This window comes from Microvirga sp. BF8 (assembly GCF_059888585.1).
The window spans coordinates 4,618,583-4,636,003 of the sequence record NZ_CM187619.1 but is presented as its reverse complement, the minus strand read 5'-3'; the positions used below and the strand labels follow the sequence as shown (position 1 = coordinate 4,636,003).

The 17,421-nt window shown below is 64.2% G+C and carries 15 protein-coding genes; 3 read left to right on the top strand and 12 right to left on the bottom strand.

Annotated features, from left to right (window positions below; all coding sequences use genetic code 11):
- Positions 1 to 11 precede the first annotated feature (11 nt).
- Together AC522E_RS21795 and AC522E_RS21790 are read right to left on the bottom strand one after the other, a co-directional pair.
- Positions 12 to 1,055 carry an ABC transporter substrate-binding protein gene (locus tag AC522E_RS21795; RefSeq protein ID WP_500748313.1) on the bottom strand — a complete coding sequence of 348 codons (1,044 nt, stop codon included), beginning with the start codon at positions 1,053 to 1,055 and terminating at the stop codon, positions 12 to 14.
- Positions 1,056 to 1,171: 116 nt separating this feature from the next.
- Positions 1,172 to 1,339, bottom strand: a complete 168-nt coding sequence (locus AC522E_RS21790; protein WP_500748312.1) for a hypothetical protein — start codon at positions 1,337 to 1,339, stop codon at positions 1,172 to 1,174.
- On the opposite strand from AC522E_RS21790, the gene AC522E_RS21785 reads away from it, so the two are divergent.
- The gene (locus AC522E_RS21785) at positions 1,338 to 2,333 is read left to right on the top strand and encodes a TerC family protein (RefSeq protein ID WP_500748311.1); all 996 of its coding nucleotides are present in this window, start codon (positions 1,338 to 1,340) and stop codon (positions 2,331 to 2,333) included. The two genes, AC522E_RS21790 and AC522E_RS21785, sit on opposite strands and share 2 nt — an antisense overlap.
- Positions 2,334 to 2,340: 7 nt before the next feature.
- On the opposite strand, the gene AC522E_RS21780 is transcribed toward AC522E_RS21785, so the two are convergent.
- Positions 2,341 to 2,802, bottom strand: a complete 462-nt coding sequence (locus AC522E_RS21780) for an Lrp/AsnC ligand binding domain-containing protein (protein ID WP_500748310.1) — start codon at positions 2,800 to 2,802, stop codon at positions 2,341 to 2,343.
- A 111-nt stretch (positions 2,803 to 2,913) separates the two neighbouring features.
- Here AC522E_RS21780 and putA point away from each other — a divergent pair, with 111 nt between their 5' ends.
- Positions 2,914 to 6,012 (top strand): bifunctional proline dehydrogenase/L-glutamate gamma-semialdehyde dehydrogenase PutA, encoded by a 3,099-nt coding sequence (gene putA, locus AC522E_RS21775; protein ID WP_500748309.1) that lies wholly within the window; start codon positions 2,914 to 2,916, stop codon positions 6,010 to 6,012.
- Positions 6,013 to 6,194: 182 nt separating this feature from the next.
- Here the strand turns inward: putA and AC522E_RS21770 are convergent, their stop codons facing one another.
- The 7 genes from AC522E_RS21770 to AC522E_RS21740 form a co-directional block, all read right to left on the bottom strand.
- Positions 6,195 to 6,596, bottom strand: a complete 402-nt coding sequence (locus tag AC522E_RS21770; protein WP_500748308.1) for a F0F1 ATP synthase subunit epsilon — start codon at positions 6,594 to 6,596, stop codon at positions 6,195 to 6,197.
- A 113-nt stretch (positions 6,597 to 6,709) separates the two neighbouring features.
- On the bottom strand, positions 6,710 to 8,164 hold the full coding sequence (gene atpD / locus AC522E_RS21765; RefSeq protein WP_500748307.1) for a F0F1 ATP synthase subunit beta: 1,455 nt from the start codon (positions 8,162 to 8,164) through the stop codon (positions 6,710 to 6,712).
- 22 nt (positions 8,165 to 8,186) lie between these two features.
- Entirely contained in the window at positions 8,187 to 9,059 is an 873-nt protein-coding gene (locus AC522E_RS21760) for a F0F1 ATP synthase subunit gamma (RefSeq protein ID WP_500748306.1), read from the bottom strand.
- A gap of 53 nt (positions 9,060 to 9,112) precedes the next feature.
- Complete coding sequence (gene atpA / locus AC522E_RS21755; protein ID WP_500748305.1) at positions 9,113 to 10,642, bottom strand: F0F1 ATP synthase subunit alpha; 1,530 nt, start codon at positions 10,640 to 10,642, stop codon at positions 9,113 to 9,115.
- On the bottom strand, positions 10,642 to 11,214 hold the full coding sequence (locus tag AC522E_RS21750) for a F0F1 ATP synthase subunit delta (RefSeq protein WP_500750802.1): 573 nt from the start codon (positions 11,212 to 11,214) through the stop codon (positions 10,642 to 10,644). The genes atpA and AC522E_RS21750 overlap by 1 nt, the downstream gene beginning before the upstream one ends.
- A 216-nt stretch (positions 11,215 to 11,430) precedes the next feature.
- On the bottom strand, positions 11,431 to 11,991 hold the full coding sequence (locus tag AC522E_RS21745) for a histidine phosphatase family protein (RefSeq protein WP_500748304.1): 561 nt from the start codon (positions 11,989 to 11,991) through the stop codon (positions 11,431 to 11,433).
- A gap of 27 nt (positions 11,992 to 12,018) precedes the next feature.
- Complete coding sequence (locus tag AC522E_RS21740; RefSeq protein WP_500748303.1) at positions 12,019 to 14,181, bottom strand: primosomal protein N'; 2,163 nt, start codon at positions 14,179 to 14,181, stop codon at positions 12,019 to 12,021.
- 56 nt (positions 14,182 to 14,237) lie between these two features.
- Between AC522E_RS21740 and AC522E_RS21735 the strand changes: the two genes are divergently transcribed.
- On the top strand, positions 14,238 to 15,227 hold the full coding sequence (locus AC522E_RS21735) for a tyrosine recombinase XerC (protein ID WP_500748302.1): 990 nt from the start codon (positions 14,238 to 14,240) through the stop codon (positions 15,225 to 15,227).
- 51 nt (positions 15,228 to 15,278) lie between these two features.
- Here AC522E_RS21735 and AC522E_RS21730 read toward each other — a convergent pair whose 3' ends face one another.
- Both AC522E_RS21730 and lpdA read right to left on the bottom strand, forming a co-directional pair.
- Positions 15,279 to 15,902, bottom strand: coding sequence for a thymidine kinase (locus AC522E_RS21730; RefSeq protein WP_500748301.1), 624 nt, complete (start codon positions 15,900 to 15,902; stop codon positions 15,279 to 15,281).
- Between the two features lie 7 nt (positions 15,903 to 15,909).
- Positions 15,910 to 17,310 (bottom strand): dihydrolipoyl dehydrogenase, encoded by a 1,401-nt coding sequence (gene lpdA / locus AC522E_RS21725; RefSeq protein ID WP_500748300.1) that lies wholly within the window; start codon positions 17,308 to 17,310, stop codon positions 15,910 to 15,912.
- Positions 17,311 to 17,421 lie beyond the last annotated feature (111 nt).

Genomic DNA, 17,421 nt, shown 5'->3' with positions numbered 1-17,421 from the left:
CCACTGGCCGCTCAGCGCTCCAGCTTCCGCTGATCGATTGGAGGCAGGAACATGTCCGTGAACACGTCCTCCGGCTTTGGCTTATTCTTGTATTCCAGGGCCGACGCAATCTGATCGAGGGCTTTCGCGAAACGCTCCTTGTCGATATCGCCGATTCCGTTGTCCTTGACCCATGGCGTCAGAATGTTCTGCTCGAGGGCCATCCTCAGGCGCTCCAGTTCCACCTCCTTCTTCGCCAGGTCGTTGCGCGTCAGGACGGCATCGACCGCACTGGCAGGTTCCTTCGCCGTATCCTGGAAACCGCGCACAACGGCCCGCAACAGTCCCTTCACGGCGTCTGGCTTTTCCTGCGCAAACTTTTGTGAGACGACGATGGCATTGCCATAGGCTTCGAGGCCATGATCGCTCATCAGCAGAGTGACGATGTCCTCGACGGGCACGCCTCGGGACTTGAGATTGACGAAGACGGTCGTCGCCAACCCGAAGACGGCATCGACCTCGCCCTGGGCCAGCATCGGCTCGCGGACGGGTAGGCCCACATTTTCGAATTTCATGCTGGAATCGTCGATCGTGTTCAACATCCTGAAGACCGGCCACATGGCATAGGCGGCGTCCGCCTGCGGTGCGCCGAAGGTCTTGTCCTGAAGGCTCGAAAGATCCTTCGAAATGCCCCGGCTCTTGCGCCCGACGATCGCGAAGGACGGCCGATCATGAATCATCATCACGGCGATGACGCCAATTTCCGGCTTGTCATGGAGCAGACGCACCAGGGTGTTCACGTCGGCCACGCCGAACTCAAAACCTTCGGCTGCAACACGCGTGAGTGCCTCGCGGGAACCGGTCGCCGGTTCGATCGTCACATCGAGCCCCTCGCTCTTGAAGTAGCCCTTCTCAAGCGCCACGGCAAAGGCTGCGGCGGGGCCTTCCCAGCGCCAGTCCAGGCTGAACCGGACCGGTGTCTGCGCGTGCGTGGCGGCGGAGACGAGAAGCGCGGCCATTCCGGCCACGAAGCCGGCAATCCGGTGTTTCACCTTGGCAGAACCCTCCCGGGACATCGTCGATCTTCCTCTGATCACGGAGCGACCGGCTGGAATAGCCGGATCCGTCTTCGCCGGATCTCCGGCCCCGCCCCTCGTTCTTTCCGACCATGCAAGCAGATCGGTTCTGAGCGTCAAGCGCTTTGGCAACCAATGGTTTCAAGAATGAGAACGATGGCGCCCTTGACCCCGGTGTCCGGCCTTCCCAAGTAGGAAGCGTCGGTGACCGGGCCCCTCTGGCGGATGTGGAAGGCTGCATCCGTGATGTCGGAACCGATTGGTTCAACAATGGGTTCGGTCATGCTTGATGTCCTTCTGGTCGATTGGCTCGGCACACCTCTTTGGATGTGGTTTGCCTTTCTCGCTATCGTCGTTTCGCTCCTTGTTCTCGATCTCGGCGTGTTCCATCGCACGAACCGGGAGATCGGCGTGCGCGAGAGTCTCCTCCTCAGCGCGTTCTACATCGCACTCGCTCTCCTCTTCGGCGTCTTCGTCTGGTGGCGTCTCGGGCCGGAGCCCGGACTGAACTACCTGACCGGCTTTGCGCTCGAAAAGGCGCTGGCAATGGATAACGTCTTCGTCATCGCGATGATCTTCGGCTTCTTCGCCGTGCCGCGGATCTATCAGCATCGCGTGCTTTTCTGGGGCATCCTGGGCGTCATCGTTCTCCGGGCCATCATGATCGGCTTCGGCGCAGCCGTGATCTCCCAGTTCTCGTGGGTGCTCTACATCTTTGCCGTGTTCCTGATCGCTACCGGCGTGAAGATGCTCATATTCTCCGACAAGGATTACGATATCGCCGGGAACCCGGTCCTGCGTTTCATGCGCCGACGCTTCAACGTGACGGACGAGCACCATGGGGAACACTTCTTCGTGAAGAAGCCTCATCCCACCGGCGACGGATCCGCGTGGTTCATGACGCCCCTTTTCCTTGCCCTCGTCCTCATCGAAATCGCAGACGTGGTATTCGCGGTGGATTCCGTCCCTGCGATCTTCGCCATCACCACGGACCCGTTCATCGTCTACACGTCGAACATCTTCGCGATCCTAGGGTTGCGTGCGCTTTATTTCGCACTCGCCGCCATGGTGCACCGCTTCCACTACCTGAAGTATGCCCTGGCCTTCGTTCTCATCTTCATCGGCGCCAAGATCTTTATCGCCGATGCCTTCGGCCTCGCCAAGGTTCCGCCGGCCGTGTCGCTCGCGGTGACCTTCGGCATTCTGGCGACAGGAGTCGCGTGGAGCCTTTGGAAGACGCGGAACGATCCGCCCTCGGCGGAGGAGGCGGTCCATTGACCGCTTTCTAGACAGGGAGCAGCCCGTCGCTCTTCACCTCCTCCATCACCGCGTAGGTGCGGGTCTCCTTGACCCCCGGCAATGCAAGCAGAATTTCGCCCAGGAAGTGACGATAGGCGGCCATGTCGGCGACTCGGGTCTTCACCAGATAGTCGAAGCCTCCGGCCACCATATGGCACTCCAGAACCTCGGGCGCGCGGCGGACGGCGGCGGCGAATTTCTCGAAGACGTCCGGCGTCGTCTTGTCCAGAGAGACCTCCACGAAGACCAGAAGCTCGAGCCCGAGGCGGTGCGGGTCCAGCCGTGCTCCAAACCCGGCGATGTATCCCTCGCGCTGCAGACGCTTCATGCGTTCGCTGGTGGACGTTGGTGAAAGTCCGATCTTCTCGGCAAGCTCCACGGTCGCGATGCGGCCGTCGCTCTGGAGATACTTCAGGATCTTCCGATCAATACGGTCAATTTCCGCCATTTTCACGCCATTTTCGCTCTTTCCCCTGTAATTCTAAGGCAAACTGGCATAAATTGCCATCGAAGCGCGCTCTGCTGTCTCCTATCATCCGCCGTCCTCTAGGAGAACGCCATGAACCAAGCCTCGCCTGCCCCCCTGCCTTTCAACCCACCCTACGCGGAAGACGACAAGCTCATCGCCACCCGGCTTCTGGCCGGGGCGCGGCTTTCATCGGATCGCGAACGGCGGATCGATCGGCGGGCGACCCGGCTTATCGAGGCCATCCGGTCCAAGGGCGGCGGCCTTGGGGGCGTCGAGGAGATGCTGCGCGAGTATGCCCTGTCCACCAAGGAGGGTCTCGCCCTCATGGTCCTGGCAGAGGCCCTTCTGCGCGTGCCGGACTCGGCAACGGCGGACCGGCTGATCGAGGACAAGCTCGGGCAAGCCAATTTTGCGGAGCACGAGGCAAAATCCGACGCGTTTCTGGTCTCGGCCTCCGCCTGGGCGCTCGGCATCACCGCCCGGATCATCCAGCCGGGGGAGACGCCGGAGGGAATCCTGCGCCAGCTTACCAAGCGTCTCGGCCTTCCCGCCGTGCGCACGGCAACGCGCCAGGCAATGCGGGTGATGGGCAGCCATTTCGTGCTGGGCCAGACGATCGACGAGGCCCTGAAGCGGGCGGGTTCGAGCAAGGGAAGGCTTTATCGCTATTCCTTCGACATGCTCGGCGAAGGGGCCCGCACCGCGGACGATGCGCAGCGCTACTTTGCCTCCTATGCCGCCGCGATCGACGCCATCGGCCGGTCCGCCGGCAATGAACCGCTGCCGAACCGACCCGGGATCTCGGTGAAGCTTTCCGCCCTGCATCCCCGCTATGAGGCGACGAGCCGCGAGCGGGTGATGCGCGAGCTGGTGCCTCTGGTGATCGAGCTGGCGCAGAAGGCCAAGGCCTACGACCTCAATTTCACCATCGATGCGGAGGAAGCGGATCGGCTCGAATTGTCCCTCGAGGTCATCGATGCCGTCGTAGCGGACCCGTCACTCGCGGAATGGAGTGGTTTTGGCCTTGCAATCCAGGGCTATCAGAAGCGCGCAGGCGCAGTGATCGATGCCATTGCCGCGATGGCGGAGCGCCATGACCGGCGCATGATGGTCCGCCTTGTAAAGGGCGCCTATTGGGATACCGAGGTGAAGCGGGCGCAGGAGCGCGGGCTCGACGATTATCCGGTCTTCACGCGCAAGGCGATGACAGACCTGAACTACATGGCCTGTGCCGAGAAGCTCCTGAATCTGCGTCCTCGAATCTATCCTCAGTTCGCGACCCACAATGCGCTGACCGTCGCCTCGATCATCGAGCGGGCCGGCGGAACGGAAGGCTATGAGTTCCAGCGCCTGCACGGCATGGGGGAGGCTCTCTACGCGCGACTTCTCGAGGACGAGCCGGGCCTCGCCTGCCGGACCTATGCGCCCGTCGGCGGCCATCGCGATCTTCTCGCCTATCTCGTACGGCGCCTGCTCGAAAACGGCGCAAACTCGTCCTTCGTCTCGGTGGCGGCCGACGAGAGCATTCCCGTTCAGGCCCTGCTGAAGCGCCCTGCCGATATCATCGTCTCCCCCGACAGAGCGCGTCACCCTAAAGTCCCCCTTCCCCGCGACCTTTACGGCCCCGGCCGCGCCAATTCGAGAGGCGTGGAATTCGGCCATCGGGCATCCCTCGAAGGACTGATTGCGGAGATCGCGAAGGGCAGGCAGCAGACATTTGCTGCGGCGCCATTGATCGATGGGAAGGATGCTGGTGGCGAGAAGCGAGCCGTGATCAGTCCCATTGATGGAACCTCCGTCGCGGGCGAAGTGGCCGAGGCATCGCTTGAGACGACCGACAAGGCGATGGCCGCGGCCATGGCCGGATTCCCATCCTGGAGCCGCACGAGCGCGGATGTCCGGGCGCAGGCGCTGGTGCGGGCGGCGGACCTGCTCGAGGCGAGGCGCGGCACGCTCTTGCATCTTCTGCAGGTCGAGGCCGGCAAGACCCTCGACGACGCATTGTCGGAGGTGCGCGAAGCTGTCGATTTCTGCCGCTATTATGCGGCGCAGGGCAAGGCTCTGTTCGCAGCCGGGCAGGAGATGCCAGGCCCGACGGGCGAGAGCAATGTCCTGCGGCTGCGCGGGCGCGGGGTCTTCGTTGCAATTTCGCCCTGGAACTTTCCCCTTGCCATTTTTCTCGGACAGGTGACAGCCGCCCTGATGGCGGGCAACAGCGTCGTTGCCAAGCCGGCCGAGCAGACACCGCTGATCGCCGCTCTTGCCGTGAGGATCCTTCACGAAGCGGGTATTCCGTCCTCCGCGCTGCATCTCGTCCCCGGAGACGGCCGGGTCGGTGCACGACTTGTCGAGAGTCGTCATGTTGCCGGTGTCGTATTCACAGGCTCGACGGATGTGGCGCGGCTCATCAATCGGGCCCTTGCGGCAAAGGATGGCGCTATCGTGCCGCTCATCGCCGAAACTGGCGGCATCAATGCCATGATCGTGGACGCCACCGCCTTGCCGGAACAGGTGGCAGACGATGTCGTCATGTCTGCGTTCCGATCCGCGGGGCAGCGCTGCTCGGCTCTGCGTCTCCTGTTCGTGCAGGACGACGTGGGTGACAAGATGGTCGAGATGATCGCCGGCAGCGCGCGGGAACTGAAGCTAGGGGATCCGCGTGACGTCTCTACCCACATTGGTCCTGTGATCGATCGCGAGGCAAAGGAGCGCCTCGATGCGCATGTGCGTGCGATGACCGCGTCCGCCAAGGTCCGCTATGCGGGCGAGGCACCGCCGACGGGCACCTATGTCGCTCCCCACATTCTCGAGCTCGACCGGCCGGAGGCTTTGGCAGAGGAGGTGTTCGGGCCCATCCTGCACGTGGTACGCTACAGGGCCGGCAAGCTCGAGGAGACGCTGCAAGCCATCGACGCGACCGGCTATGGTTTGACTCTCGGCATCCATTCCCGGATCGATGCCACCATGAACCGTGTTGTCGACCGTCTTTCCGTCGGCAATGTCTATGTGAACCGCAATATGATCGGCGCCGTGGTCGGTGTCCAGCCGTTCGGTGGTCATGGCCTCTCGGGCACGGGCCCGAAGGCCGGCGGTCCGCACTACCTCCTGCGATTCGCTACCGAGCAGACGGTAACCATCAACACGGCGGCCGCGGGCGGAAACGCCAACCTGATCGCGATGGGCGAGTAAGGTACGCTGATGTGCCTCTGCGGAGGGCATGCATCGCAATGGCGAGCAAGCCCTTCGGTACGAGAATTCATGGCGCTTCGTGGCTGACGGCTAAGGGGCACTGTCCATGACATGCCGCCAAATCGGGGCACTGCTGTTCGCGGCCCTAATAAAAAACCCGGCCTTGGCCGGGTTTTTCATCGTTAGAAATTCAGGGCCGCCTTGGCTTCCCGCAACTGAGCGACAGCCGCCTCGGCGGCGTGCTTTGCCGCAAGGTCGGTCGTGGCGTCATAGTGCATCTCGGCCGTGAGGATCTCGTGATCGAGAATTTCCTGGGTCAGCTCTTCCTCGGGGAGAGCCCGTTCGGCCAGCACCGTAAGGCCGCTCTGGTTGACGTCTGCGAAACCGCCGCGAATCAGGACCCGCCGCCCATTGCCGGGATTGCTCGTGATGACGAGGAACCCCGTCTTGAGAGCCGTCATCATCGGCGCGTGACCGGCGAGAACGGTCATATCGCCTTCTGTCGCGGGCAGGACGACCGCATCGACGGCGCCGGAGAACAGCACACGCTCGGGAGAGACGAGTTCGAAGGTGAAGGTCGCCATGTCAGCCCCTCGTCGTCCGGCCGCAGCAAGGCGGATATCCGGGATCGTTCTGGTGTTGAAAAGACGCTATCCCGGGCCGAGCGATCGGCCCGGGATAGCGCTGGAAAGGTGGATCAGGCCGCTTCGGCAGCGAGGCGCTGGGCCTTTTCGATGGCCTCCTCGATGGTACCGACCATATAGAAGGCCGCCTCGGGGAGGTGATCGTAGGCGCCTTCAACGAGGCCCTTGAAGCCCTTGATGGTGTCTTCGAGCGCCACGAGCTTGCCGGGCGAACCGGTGAACACTTCCGCCACGTGGAAGGGCTGCGACAGGAAGCGCTCGATCTTGCGGGCGCGGGCCACCGTCAGCTTGTCCTCTTCCGAGAGCTCGTCCATGCCCAGGATCGCGATGATGTCCTGGAGCGACTTGTAACGCTGCAGGACCTGCTGGACCTGACGGGCGACATTGTAGTGCTCTTCGCCGACGACGGCGGCTGACAGCATGCGCGAGGTCGAGTCGAGCGGATCGACCGCCGGGTAGATGCCCTTCTCGGCGATCGAGCGCGACAGCACGGTCGTTGCGTCGAGGTGCGCGAAGGACGTAGCCGGAGCCGGGTCGGTCAGGTCGTCGGCGGGCACGTAGATGGCCTGCACCGAGGTGATCGAGCCCTTGGTGGTCGTGGTGATACGCTCCTGCAGGGCGCCCATGTCGGTGGCGAGCGTCGGCTGGTAACCCACCGCGGAAGGAATACGGCCGAGAAGCGCCGACACTTCGGAACCTGCCTGCGTGAAGCGGAAGATGTTGTCCACGAAGAACAGCACGTCCTGGCCCTGGTCGCGGAAGTTCTCGGCGACGGTCAGGCCGGTGAGCGCGACGCGGGCGCGGGCGCCCGGGGGCTCGTTCATCTGGCCATATACGAGGGCGCACTTGGATCCAGCGGCCGACCCGGCCTCATGCGGGTCCACGTTCACCTTCGACTCGATCATCTCGTGATAGAGATCGTTGCCCTCGCGGGTGCGTTCGCCGACACCGGCGAACACGGAGTAACCGCCGTGCGCCTTCGCGACGTTGTTGATGAGTTCCATGATCAGCACGGTCTTGCCGACGCCGGCGCCGCCGAAGAGGCCGATCTTGCCGCCCTTGGCGTAGGGGGCGAGGAGGTCGACGACCTTGATGCCGGTGACCAGGATCTGCGCTTCCGTCGCCTGCTCGGCATAGGACGGAGCCGGCTGGTGGATGGCGCGCTTGGCTTCGCCGACGATGGGGCCCGCCTCATCCACCGGCTCGCCGATCACGTTCATGATGCGACCGAGCGTGGCAGGGCCGACCGGGACCGAGATCGGGGCACCCGTGTCCGTGACCGGCTGGCCGCGGACAAGGCCTTCCGACGTGTCCATGGCGATACAGCGAACGGTGTTCTCGCCGAGTTGCTGCGCCACTTCGAGGACGAGGCGGTTGCCCTGGTTGTCGGTCTCGAGGGCGTTCAGGATCTCCGGCAGGTGGCCATCGAACTGCACGTCGACGACGGCGCCGATGACCTGCGTGATCTGGCCGGTCTGCTTGCCGGCGGTGTTGGCGGTATTGGCCATGGTTGGCTCCTCTCGGATGTCGTCAGAGCGCCTCGGCGCCCGAAATGATTTCGATCAGTTCCTTGGTGATCATTGCCTGACGCGACCGGTTGTAGGTCATCGTCTGCTTCTTGATCATCTCGCCCGCGTTCCGCGTCGCATTGTCCATGGCGCTCATGCGAGCGCCCTGCTCGGAGGCGGCATTTTCCAGAAGCGCGCGAAAGATCTGGACGGTGAGGTTCCGCGGCAGAAGCGTCGTCAGGATCTCGCCCTCGTCGGGCTCATAATCGTAGACGGCATCCACGGCAGTTGCTCCTGCTTCGATCTGAGCCGGAACGATCTGCTGTGCCGTCGGGATCTGCGAGATCACAGAACGGAACTGCGAGTAGAACAGGGTCGCAACGTCGAACTCGCCCCGCTCGAAGAGGCCGAGAACCTTCTGCGCGATCTGCTCTCCCTGCTCGAATCCGAGCTGACGCACGGAGCGCAGGTCGATGACCTCGATGATCTGCTCGCCGAACTGGCGGCGGAGAATATCGTAGCCCTTCTTGCCGACGCAGATGATCTTGACTGTCTTCCCCTCGGCCATCAGCCGGTTGGCATGATCGCGTGCCAGACGGGCGATGGAAGAGTTGAAGGCGCCGCAAAGGCCGCGCTCGGCGGTGCAGACGATCAGCAGGTGAACCTGGTCGGAGCCGGTTCCGGCCAGGAGACGCGGCGTCTCGGGCCCGACGGTGACGCCGGACGCAATGTTGCCGAGAACCACGGCCATGCGCTCCGCATAAGGACGCGCGGCTTCCGCCGCGCTCTGCGCGCGGCGCAGCTTCGCGGCGGCCACCATCTGCATGGCCTTGGTGATCTTCTGCGTCGCCTTCACCGAGGCGATGCGGTTACGAAGGTCTTTCAAGCTCGGCATCGAGCGGCCCTATCCTCTCCGGAGATCCGGTTGAACCTTACGAACACGAACTCTTACGAGAACGACTTGGCAAAGGACTGGACGACGTCCTTGAGCTTCGCTTCGGTGTCGCTCGACAGATCCTTGCTGGACCGGATCGCCTCCAGAATGTCGGCATGCTTGCTGCGCAGCGTGCCGAGCAGACCGTCCTCGAAAGCGCGGACGCGGTTCAGCGGCAGCGCATCCAGGTAACCGTTCACGCCGGCGTAGATCACCGACACCTGCTCTTCCATCTTCAGCGGCGAGAACTGTGGCTGCTTCAGAAGTTCGGTGAGACGGGAACCACGGTTCAGCAGACGCTGCGTCGTGGCGTCGAGATCGGAGCCGAACTGAGCGAAGGCCGCCATTTCGCGGTACTGCGCAAGCTCGCCCTTGATCTTGCCGGCGACCTTCTTCATCGCCTTCGTCTGGGCAGAGGACCCGACGCGGGACACGGAAAGACCGACGTTCACCGCCGGGCGAATGCCCTGGTAGAACAGGTCCGTCTCAAGGAAGATCTGGCCGTCGGTGATCGAGATCACGTTGGTCGGAATATAGGCCGACACGTCGTTCGCCTGGGTTTCGATGACCGGCAGAGCGGTCAGGGAGCCTGCGCCGTGCGAATCGTTGAGCTTCGCGGCGCGCTCCAGGAGACGCGAATGCAGGTAGAACACGTCGCCCGGATACGCCTCGCGGCCCGGCGGGCGGCGCAGCAGGAGCGACATCTGGCGATAGGCGACGGCCTGCTTGGACAGGTCGTCATAGGTGATCACGGCATGCATGCCGTTATCGCGGAAGAACTCGCCCATGGCGCACCCGGTGAAGGGGGCCAGGTACTGCATCGGGGCCGGGTCGGAAGCGGTGGCGGCGACGATGATCGAGTATTCGAGAGCGCCGTTCTCTTCCAGCACCTTCACAAACTGAGCGACGGTCGAGCGCTTCTGGCCGATGGCGACATAGACGCAGTAGAGCTTCTGCGACTCGTCGTTGCCCTGGTTGAGGGGCTTCTGGTTCAGGATCGTATCGAGGGCGATGGCGGTCTTGCCGGTCTGACGATCGCCGATGATGAGTTCGCGCTGGCCGCGGCCGACCGGGATCAGGGCGTCGATCGCCTTGAGGCCCGTGGCCATGGGCTCGTGCACCGACTTGCGCGGAATGATGCCAGGCGCCTTCACGTCCACACGGCGGCGCTCGGTCGACTGGATCGGGCCCTTGCCGTCGATCGGGTTGCCGAGAGCGTCGACGACTCGGCCGAGCAGCCCCTTGCCGACCGGCACGTCCACGATGGCGCCGGTGCGCTTCACGGTCTGGCCCTCGGCGATCTCACGGTCGGAGCCGAAGATCACGACGCCGACATTGTCGGATTCGAGGTTGAGGGCCATGCCGCGCACGCCACTCTCGAACTCGACCATCTCGCCGGCCTGGACCTTGTCGAGGCCATAGCAGCGGGCAATACCGTCACCGACGGACAGGACCTGTCCGACTTCTGTGACTTCTGCCTCGGTGCCGAAGTTCTTGATCTGCTCTTTGAGGATCGCGGAGATCTCAGCGGCTCGAATGTCCATCAGCGGACCTCTTTCATCGCTAGACGAATGGAATTGAGTTTGGTGCGCACCGAGGCATCCACCATGCGGGAACCGATCTTCACGATCAGACCGCCGATGAGGCTCGGGTCGATTTTGACGTCGAGGGCGACGTCAGCCTTGGCGACGTCGCGCAGCGCCGCCTTGATATCGTTCATCATCGTGTCGGACGGCTTTTCGGCCAGGGTGACCTGGGCCCGGACGATGCCCTTTGCGTCGGCGACGAGATCGCCATAGGCACGGATCATGTCGGGCAGCGCGAAAAGGCGACGCTTGGAAGCCACGAGACGGATAAAATTGCCGGCAAGGCCGGAAACGCCCGCCCGGTCGAGGATGGCACTGATCGCACCCGCCTGCTCTTCGGCCGTGAAGACCGGGTTGCGGATCAGGCGCTGAAGATCGGCGCTCTCTTGGATCAGCTGTCCGAAGCGGTCGAGGTCGCCGGCGACGGCATCCACGGCATTCGCTTCCTGAGCGAGCTCGAACAGCGCCGAGGCGTAGCGCATCGCTACACCCGACAGGAGGGGTCCTTCTTGCGAACCGCTTTGCGCCACTTCAATCGTCTCTCTCAAGTCTTAAGGGTTTCGGACCGGCGGAGCCGTTGAGCACGCTCTCTCGGGAAACCCGTCAGATCGGTGGAAATGAGCCAGCGGGGAAGTCGCTCCGCCCGTCAGGCTGGGGTGCACTAGCATGGGTTTTTCGCAGGCGCAAGGCGAGGCGGAGCAAGACCGGGCTGAGTTCCGCTCCGAAGGAACGAGGGCTCGGATCGGCTAGAGCTCGAGGGTCGCAACCTCGCAGTTCTGCAGTTGCCGTCCCGTCAGGTGATAAAAGAACGTCCCGTGGCCGATCACGGCGATGAATTGCTCCGGTCGCGCGGAAAGCCAGCTGCGGAACTCCCGGACCCGCCCGGTCAGGATAGCGGGAGGTTCGCAGACGATGCCGCGCTCGTCCGGGTCGCCCTCGTTGTGCCACCAGACCTCCTCGAGATGCTCGAAGGAGAGATGCGGAAAATCCTGGGCCAGCAGGGCCGGCGCCCGGCCGACGTCGCAACTGCTTTCCAGATATTCCCGGTGCAGATGCTCCACGAGGATCGGGGGTGCTGCGGGATGCTCCCCGAAAATCCCGAGCGTGGTCTGAATGGCGCGGGTCAGGGGAGACGTGACGACGAGCTCATAAGGATGGCGCCTCAGCTCGGCCGCCCGCTCTGCGGCCTGGCGCTGACCGAGGGCGGTCAAAGGCGCATCCGGATACAGAGGGTCGCACCCGGTTTCGGCGAAATGGGCGTTGAACGTGGATTGGCCGTGGCGGATGCAGTGGACGATCTTCGGCATGACTTCCTCGAGAATAGAGGCGATTGATCACAAAAAGCTCTGTGGGTCCACGTCGATGGCGACGCGGGTGTTGCCCCGCGTCTTCGGGCAGCGCCCCATCCAGTCGCGCAGGTAGCGCTGGAGATCGACGTCCCGCTCCGTCTTGACGAGGAGACGGTAGCGGTAGCGCCCGCGGATGAGGGCCAGCGGTGCCTCGGCCGGGCCCAGGACCGTGACGCCGACAGGCGGCTCTGCCAGCTTGGCCATGGCGCGGGCATGGGCTTCCGCCGCCTCCCGCTCGGTTGCGGACACGATCAGGGAGGCAAGGCGCCCGAACGGTGGCAGGCCAGCCAGTTCGCGCACCCGTGTCTCCTCGCGGTAGAAACGCTCCGCGTCGCCCGAGACCAGGGCCGCAATGACCGGATGGTCCGGCTGCCAGGTCTGGACAAGCGCCCGACCGGGCTTTTCGCCGCGGCCGGCGCGACCCGTAACCTGCTGAAGGAGCTGGAAAGTACGCTCGGCCGCCCTCGGATCGCCGGAGGTCAGGCCGATATCGGCATCGAGAACGCCGACGAGGGTCATGAGCGGGAAATTATGCCCCTTCGCCACGAGTTGAGTGCCGATGACGATATCGAACTCGCCCTCCGCGATGGCAGCGAGTTCCCGGCGCAGGCGCTCGGTGCCGCCCGGAAAGTCGCTGGAGAGCACGATGCCGCGCTTGTCGGGGAACAGTTCCGCTACCTCCTCGGCGATCCGTTCCACGCCAGGGCCGCAGGAAACCAGCGAATCGACGCTGCCGCACGAGATGCAGGCCTGCGGCGTCCGCTCCACATGGCCGCAATGGTGGCACACGAGGGACCTGCGGAAGCGATGCTCGACGAGCCAGGCGGAACAGTTAGGGCACTCGTAGCGGTGGGCACAGGCGCGGCAGAGGGTCAGTGGCGCATATCCGCGGCGGTTGAGAAAGAGCAGAACCTGCTCGCCCCGCCCCAGGTTCTCCTCCATGGCAGCCATGAGGGCGGGCGAGAGCCATCGCCCGCGGGGAATCTGTTCCCGCCGGAGGTCGACAGCGCGGATCTGAGGCAATTGCCGTCCGCCGAACCGCTCGGGAAGACGAACATGGCGGTAGCGCCCGCGCTCCACGTTCACCCGGCTCTCGATGGAGGGGGTTGCGGAGGCCAGGATGACGGCGGCATTCTCGATCCGCCCGCGCACTACGGCCATGTCGCGGGCATGGTAGTGGACGCCGTCCTCCTGCTTGTAGGCCGTCTCGTGCTCCTCATCGATCACGATGAGCCCGAGCTTTGCATAAGGGAGAAAAAGGGCCGAGCGGGCGCCGGCGACCACCTTCACCTCGCCGGACGCGACCCCCGCGTAGAGACGCTCACGCTTGCGGCCCGAGACGCCAGAATGCCAGGTTGCGGGCTTCACCCCGAAGCGAGCCGCGAATCGGTCGAGGAACTGGGCTGTCAGGGCAATTTCCGGCATGAGGATCAGGGCCTGCCTGCCCTGCCGGATCGCTTCCGCGACGGCCTCGAAATAAACTTCGGTCTTGCCGGAGCCGGTGACGCCCTCGAGAAGAGTAACGGCAGCATGCTCCTCGGCCAGCATGGCGACCAGTGTGTCGGCTGCGCTTCGCTGATCGGCGGACAGGTTGTTGTGGCTGAATTCCGGGTTCGGGCTCTCCGCCGCAGGTTCCGCCAGCAGGGCCACCGTCTCGAGCGTGCCCTCGTCAATAAGCCCGTCGATGACCCCGATGCTGATGCCGGCCTCCTGCGCCAAATCCCGTTTCAAGCGCACGAGTCCGTCCTTGGCGGCATCCACGACGCGCTGGCGCGCCGGGGTCATGCGCTTCGGCAGGCTGCCTGCGAGCCGGACACCGATCCTTACTGCCTCGGGCCGCTCGCCATCCACGAGCTTGAGGCCCATGGCCAGCGCGGAACCTTTGGGAGCCAGAGTGTACCAGGCGACCCAATCCAGAAATTTGCGCATCTTCGGGGGAAGCGCCGGCGCGTCGATCCGGCCCGTCACGGCTTTGAAATTGGCCCCCGATCCCTGCCGCAGGCTCCAGACCACGCCCGCCACCTCGCGGGTGGCCAGCGGAACCTGCACCACGTCGCCCTCCTGCAGGGCCAGCCCCTCGGGCACCGCATAGCTGTAGGCCGTGTCCAGCGCTAACGGGATGAGAACATCGGCGATGTGGCTCGTCATTCGGATCGGATTAACCTGTCCATGCTACTTTGTCTGCCCTTGCACAAAGCTGGACCATGTCAAGCAGCGATTCCAAGATGGCGCTCGATCTCGTCCTGCCAGGCGCCGCCGACACGCGGCAGGAGGCAATGGCTTGGCTCGCCTCCCTCGCGAAGGAGCGCCGCCTGTCCCCGAAGACGGTCGAAGCCTATGCCCGCGATTTGAGGCAATTCCTGACCTTTCTCACCGGGCACCTCGGCGAGGCGCCGAGCGTTAAGGCCATCCTCGGGCTGAAGCCGCTCGATATCCGGTCCTTCCTGGCCTCCCGGCGCATGGAAGCCGTGCAAAGCCGCTCGCTCATGCGGCAACTGGCTGCTTTGCGCTCCTTCGCGCGCCATCTGGAGCGGGAGGGGCACGGCACGGCCTCGGCCTTCGCAGCGATTCGCACGCCGAAGGTCGACAAGAACCTGCCTCGCCCCCTCTCGGCCTCGTCTGCCGTTGCGGTAACCGATGCCGAAACGCGGGCGGGTGAGAACCGCAAGCCGTGGATCCTTGCGCGGGATGCAGCGGTGCTGTCCCTTCTCTATGGGGCGGGCCTGCGCATTTCGGAGGCCCTTGGCCTCCAGCGCCGCGATGCGCCGATCCATGGCATCGACTCGATCACGGTCACCGGCAAGGGCGGCAAGATGCGCAGCGTCCCTGTGATCCCGGCCATCCAGCAGGCCGTGGAGGAGTACCTTCGCCTCTGCCCGTATGTGATGGCGCCGGAAGGGCCTCTCTTCGTTGGCGCGCGCGGAGGGCCGCTATCGCCGCGCATCATTCAGTTGGCCGTGGAAGAATTGCGAGGCGCCCTCGGCCTGCCTGACAGCGCGACGCCCCATGCCCTGCGCCATTCCTTTGCGACGCATCTCCTGGCACGGGGCGGCGATCTGCGCGGGATCCAGGAACTCCTCGGCCACGCCTCGCTCTCGACCACGCAGCTCTACACGAAGGTCGATGCGGCACGTCTGATGGATGCCTTCAACGCGGCGCATCCGCGGGCAAGGGTGAAGCAGGACGCCGGATGAAACATTCCTCCGGGCGGGACGAAAGCGGAGGTCCGGGATGACGAGGGACGATCACTCCGCCGCTGCGGCCGCGGCCAGCAGTTGCCGTGCGGCAGCGCCGATCTCGCCCCTGGTCCAATGCGGCCGGCAGACCGAAACGTAACGCCCCTCCCCGCCGATCTCGATCACCTCGCCCGAGCGCACGGCATCGCCATTGCGATCATACTTGAGGATCATCGTTGCCTTGCGGCCGCAATGGCAGAGCTGCTTGATTTCCTGGAAATCGTCGGCGAGCGCCATCATCACGGCGATCGCCTCGCTGAAGAGCGAACCATAGACGTTGTTCTTCAGCCCATAGGCCATGACCGGCACCTGCAGTTCGTCGACAATCCGGGCGAGCTGGCGCACCTGGTCCGCCGTCATGAATTGCACTTCGTCGATCAGGACCGCCGTCACCGGCCTCCGGGCGTGCTCTTCCGCGACGATGGCATCGATGGCGTCACACTTCTTCAAGGGGATCGCATCGGCCTCAATGCCAATGCGGGATCTGACCTTGCCAATCCCGAACCGGTCATCGATCAGGCTCGTGAACAGCAGCACATTGCCGCCATTCTCGAGGTAGTTGTGCCGAACCTGCAGGAGATGCGTCGTCTTGCCTGCATTCATTACCGAATAGAGGAAATGAAGCTTCGCCATCGGCCGATCACATGTGGATTGCGCGCTTCTCCACCGCCATCGCCGCTTCCTTGACGGCCTCCGCCAGCGTCGGATGGGCGTGGCACGAGCGGGCGATGTCCTCCGACGATCCGCCGAACTCCATGGCGATCACCGCCTCGTGGATCAGGTTGCCGGCTTCGGCGCCGATGATGTGGACACCGAGCACCTTGTCGGTGGTGGCATCGGCGAGGATCTTCACAAGGCCGTCGGTGGTGCGATTCACCTTGGCGCGCCCGTTCGCGGTGAACGGGAACTTGCCGACGTTGTAAGCGACGCCCGCCTCCTTGAGCTCCTCCTCCGTCTTGCCGACGGAAGCAACCTCCGGGAAGGTGTAGACCACGCTCGGAATCACGTCATAGTTCACATGGCCGGCCTTGCCGGCCAGGATCTCGGCGACGGCCACGCCTTCGTCCTCGGCCTTGTGAGCCAGCATGGGACCAGCGATCACGTCGCCGATGGCATAGATGCCGGTGACGTTGGTCGAGAAATGGGCATCGGTGAGAATGCGTCCGCGCTTGTCCTTCTGGATGCCGATCTCGTCAAGGCCGAGGCCCTGCGTGTACGGCACGCGGCCGATGGCGACGAGGACCACATCGGCCTCGATCGTCTCCGCGTTGCCACCGGCGGCAGGCTCGAAGGTCAGGGTCACGCCCTTCGCGCCCTTCTCGGCCTTCGTCACCTTGGCGCCGAGCTTGAACTGGAAGCCCTGCTTGGAGAGGATACGCTGGAAATTCTTGGCCACCTCGCCGTCCATCCCGGGCAGAATGCGGTCGAGATATTCCACCACCGTCACCTCGGAGCCGAGGCGGCGCCAGACGGAGCCGAGCTCGAGGCCGATGACGCCGGCGCCGATGACCACCAGGCGCTTCGGCACGCTCGCGAGTTCGAGCGCGCCGGTGGAGGACACGATCGTCTTCTCGTCGATCTCGATGCCCGGCAGGCGCGTGACATCGGAGCCCGTGGCGATGACGATGTTCTTGGTCTCGAGGATCTGGTTTGAACCGTCCTCGCCGGTCACTTCCACCTGACCCGCAGCGGCGATGCGCGCGGTGCCCTGGAAAGCCTCGATCTTGTTCTTCTTGAGCAGGAACTCGACGCCCTTGGTATTGCCGTCGACGCCCTCCTGCTTGAAGACCTGCATCTGCTTGAGGTCAAGGCTGGGCGGATTGATGCCGATTCCAAAATGAGCGAAGTGATCCCGCGCGTCCTCGAACATGTGCGAGGCGTGCAGGAGGGCCTTGGAGGGGATGCACCCCACATTGAGACAGGTGCCGCCATGGGTCTTGCGCTTCTCGACGACTGCCGTCTTGAGGCCGAGCTGCGCGGCTCGGATGGCGCATACATAGCCGCCCGGTCCGGTTCCGATGACAACGAGATCGTAGGACATGTCTTGTCTCCACTTGCCGTCCTGCCGCCACTCGGTCCGGGCAGTCACGGTCTGCGCTTGGCCTGAAGGCTTGGATGGCCGGGGGGTCCCCGGCCATGACGCTGACGGGCT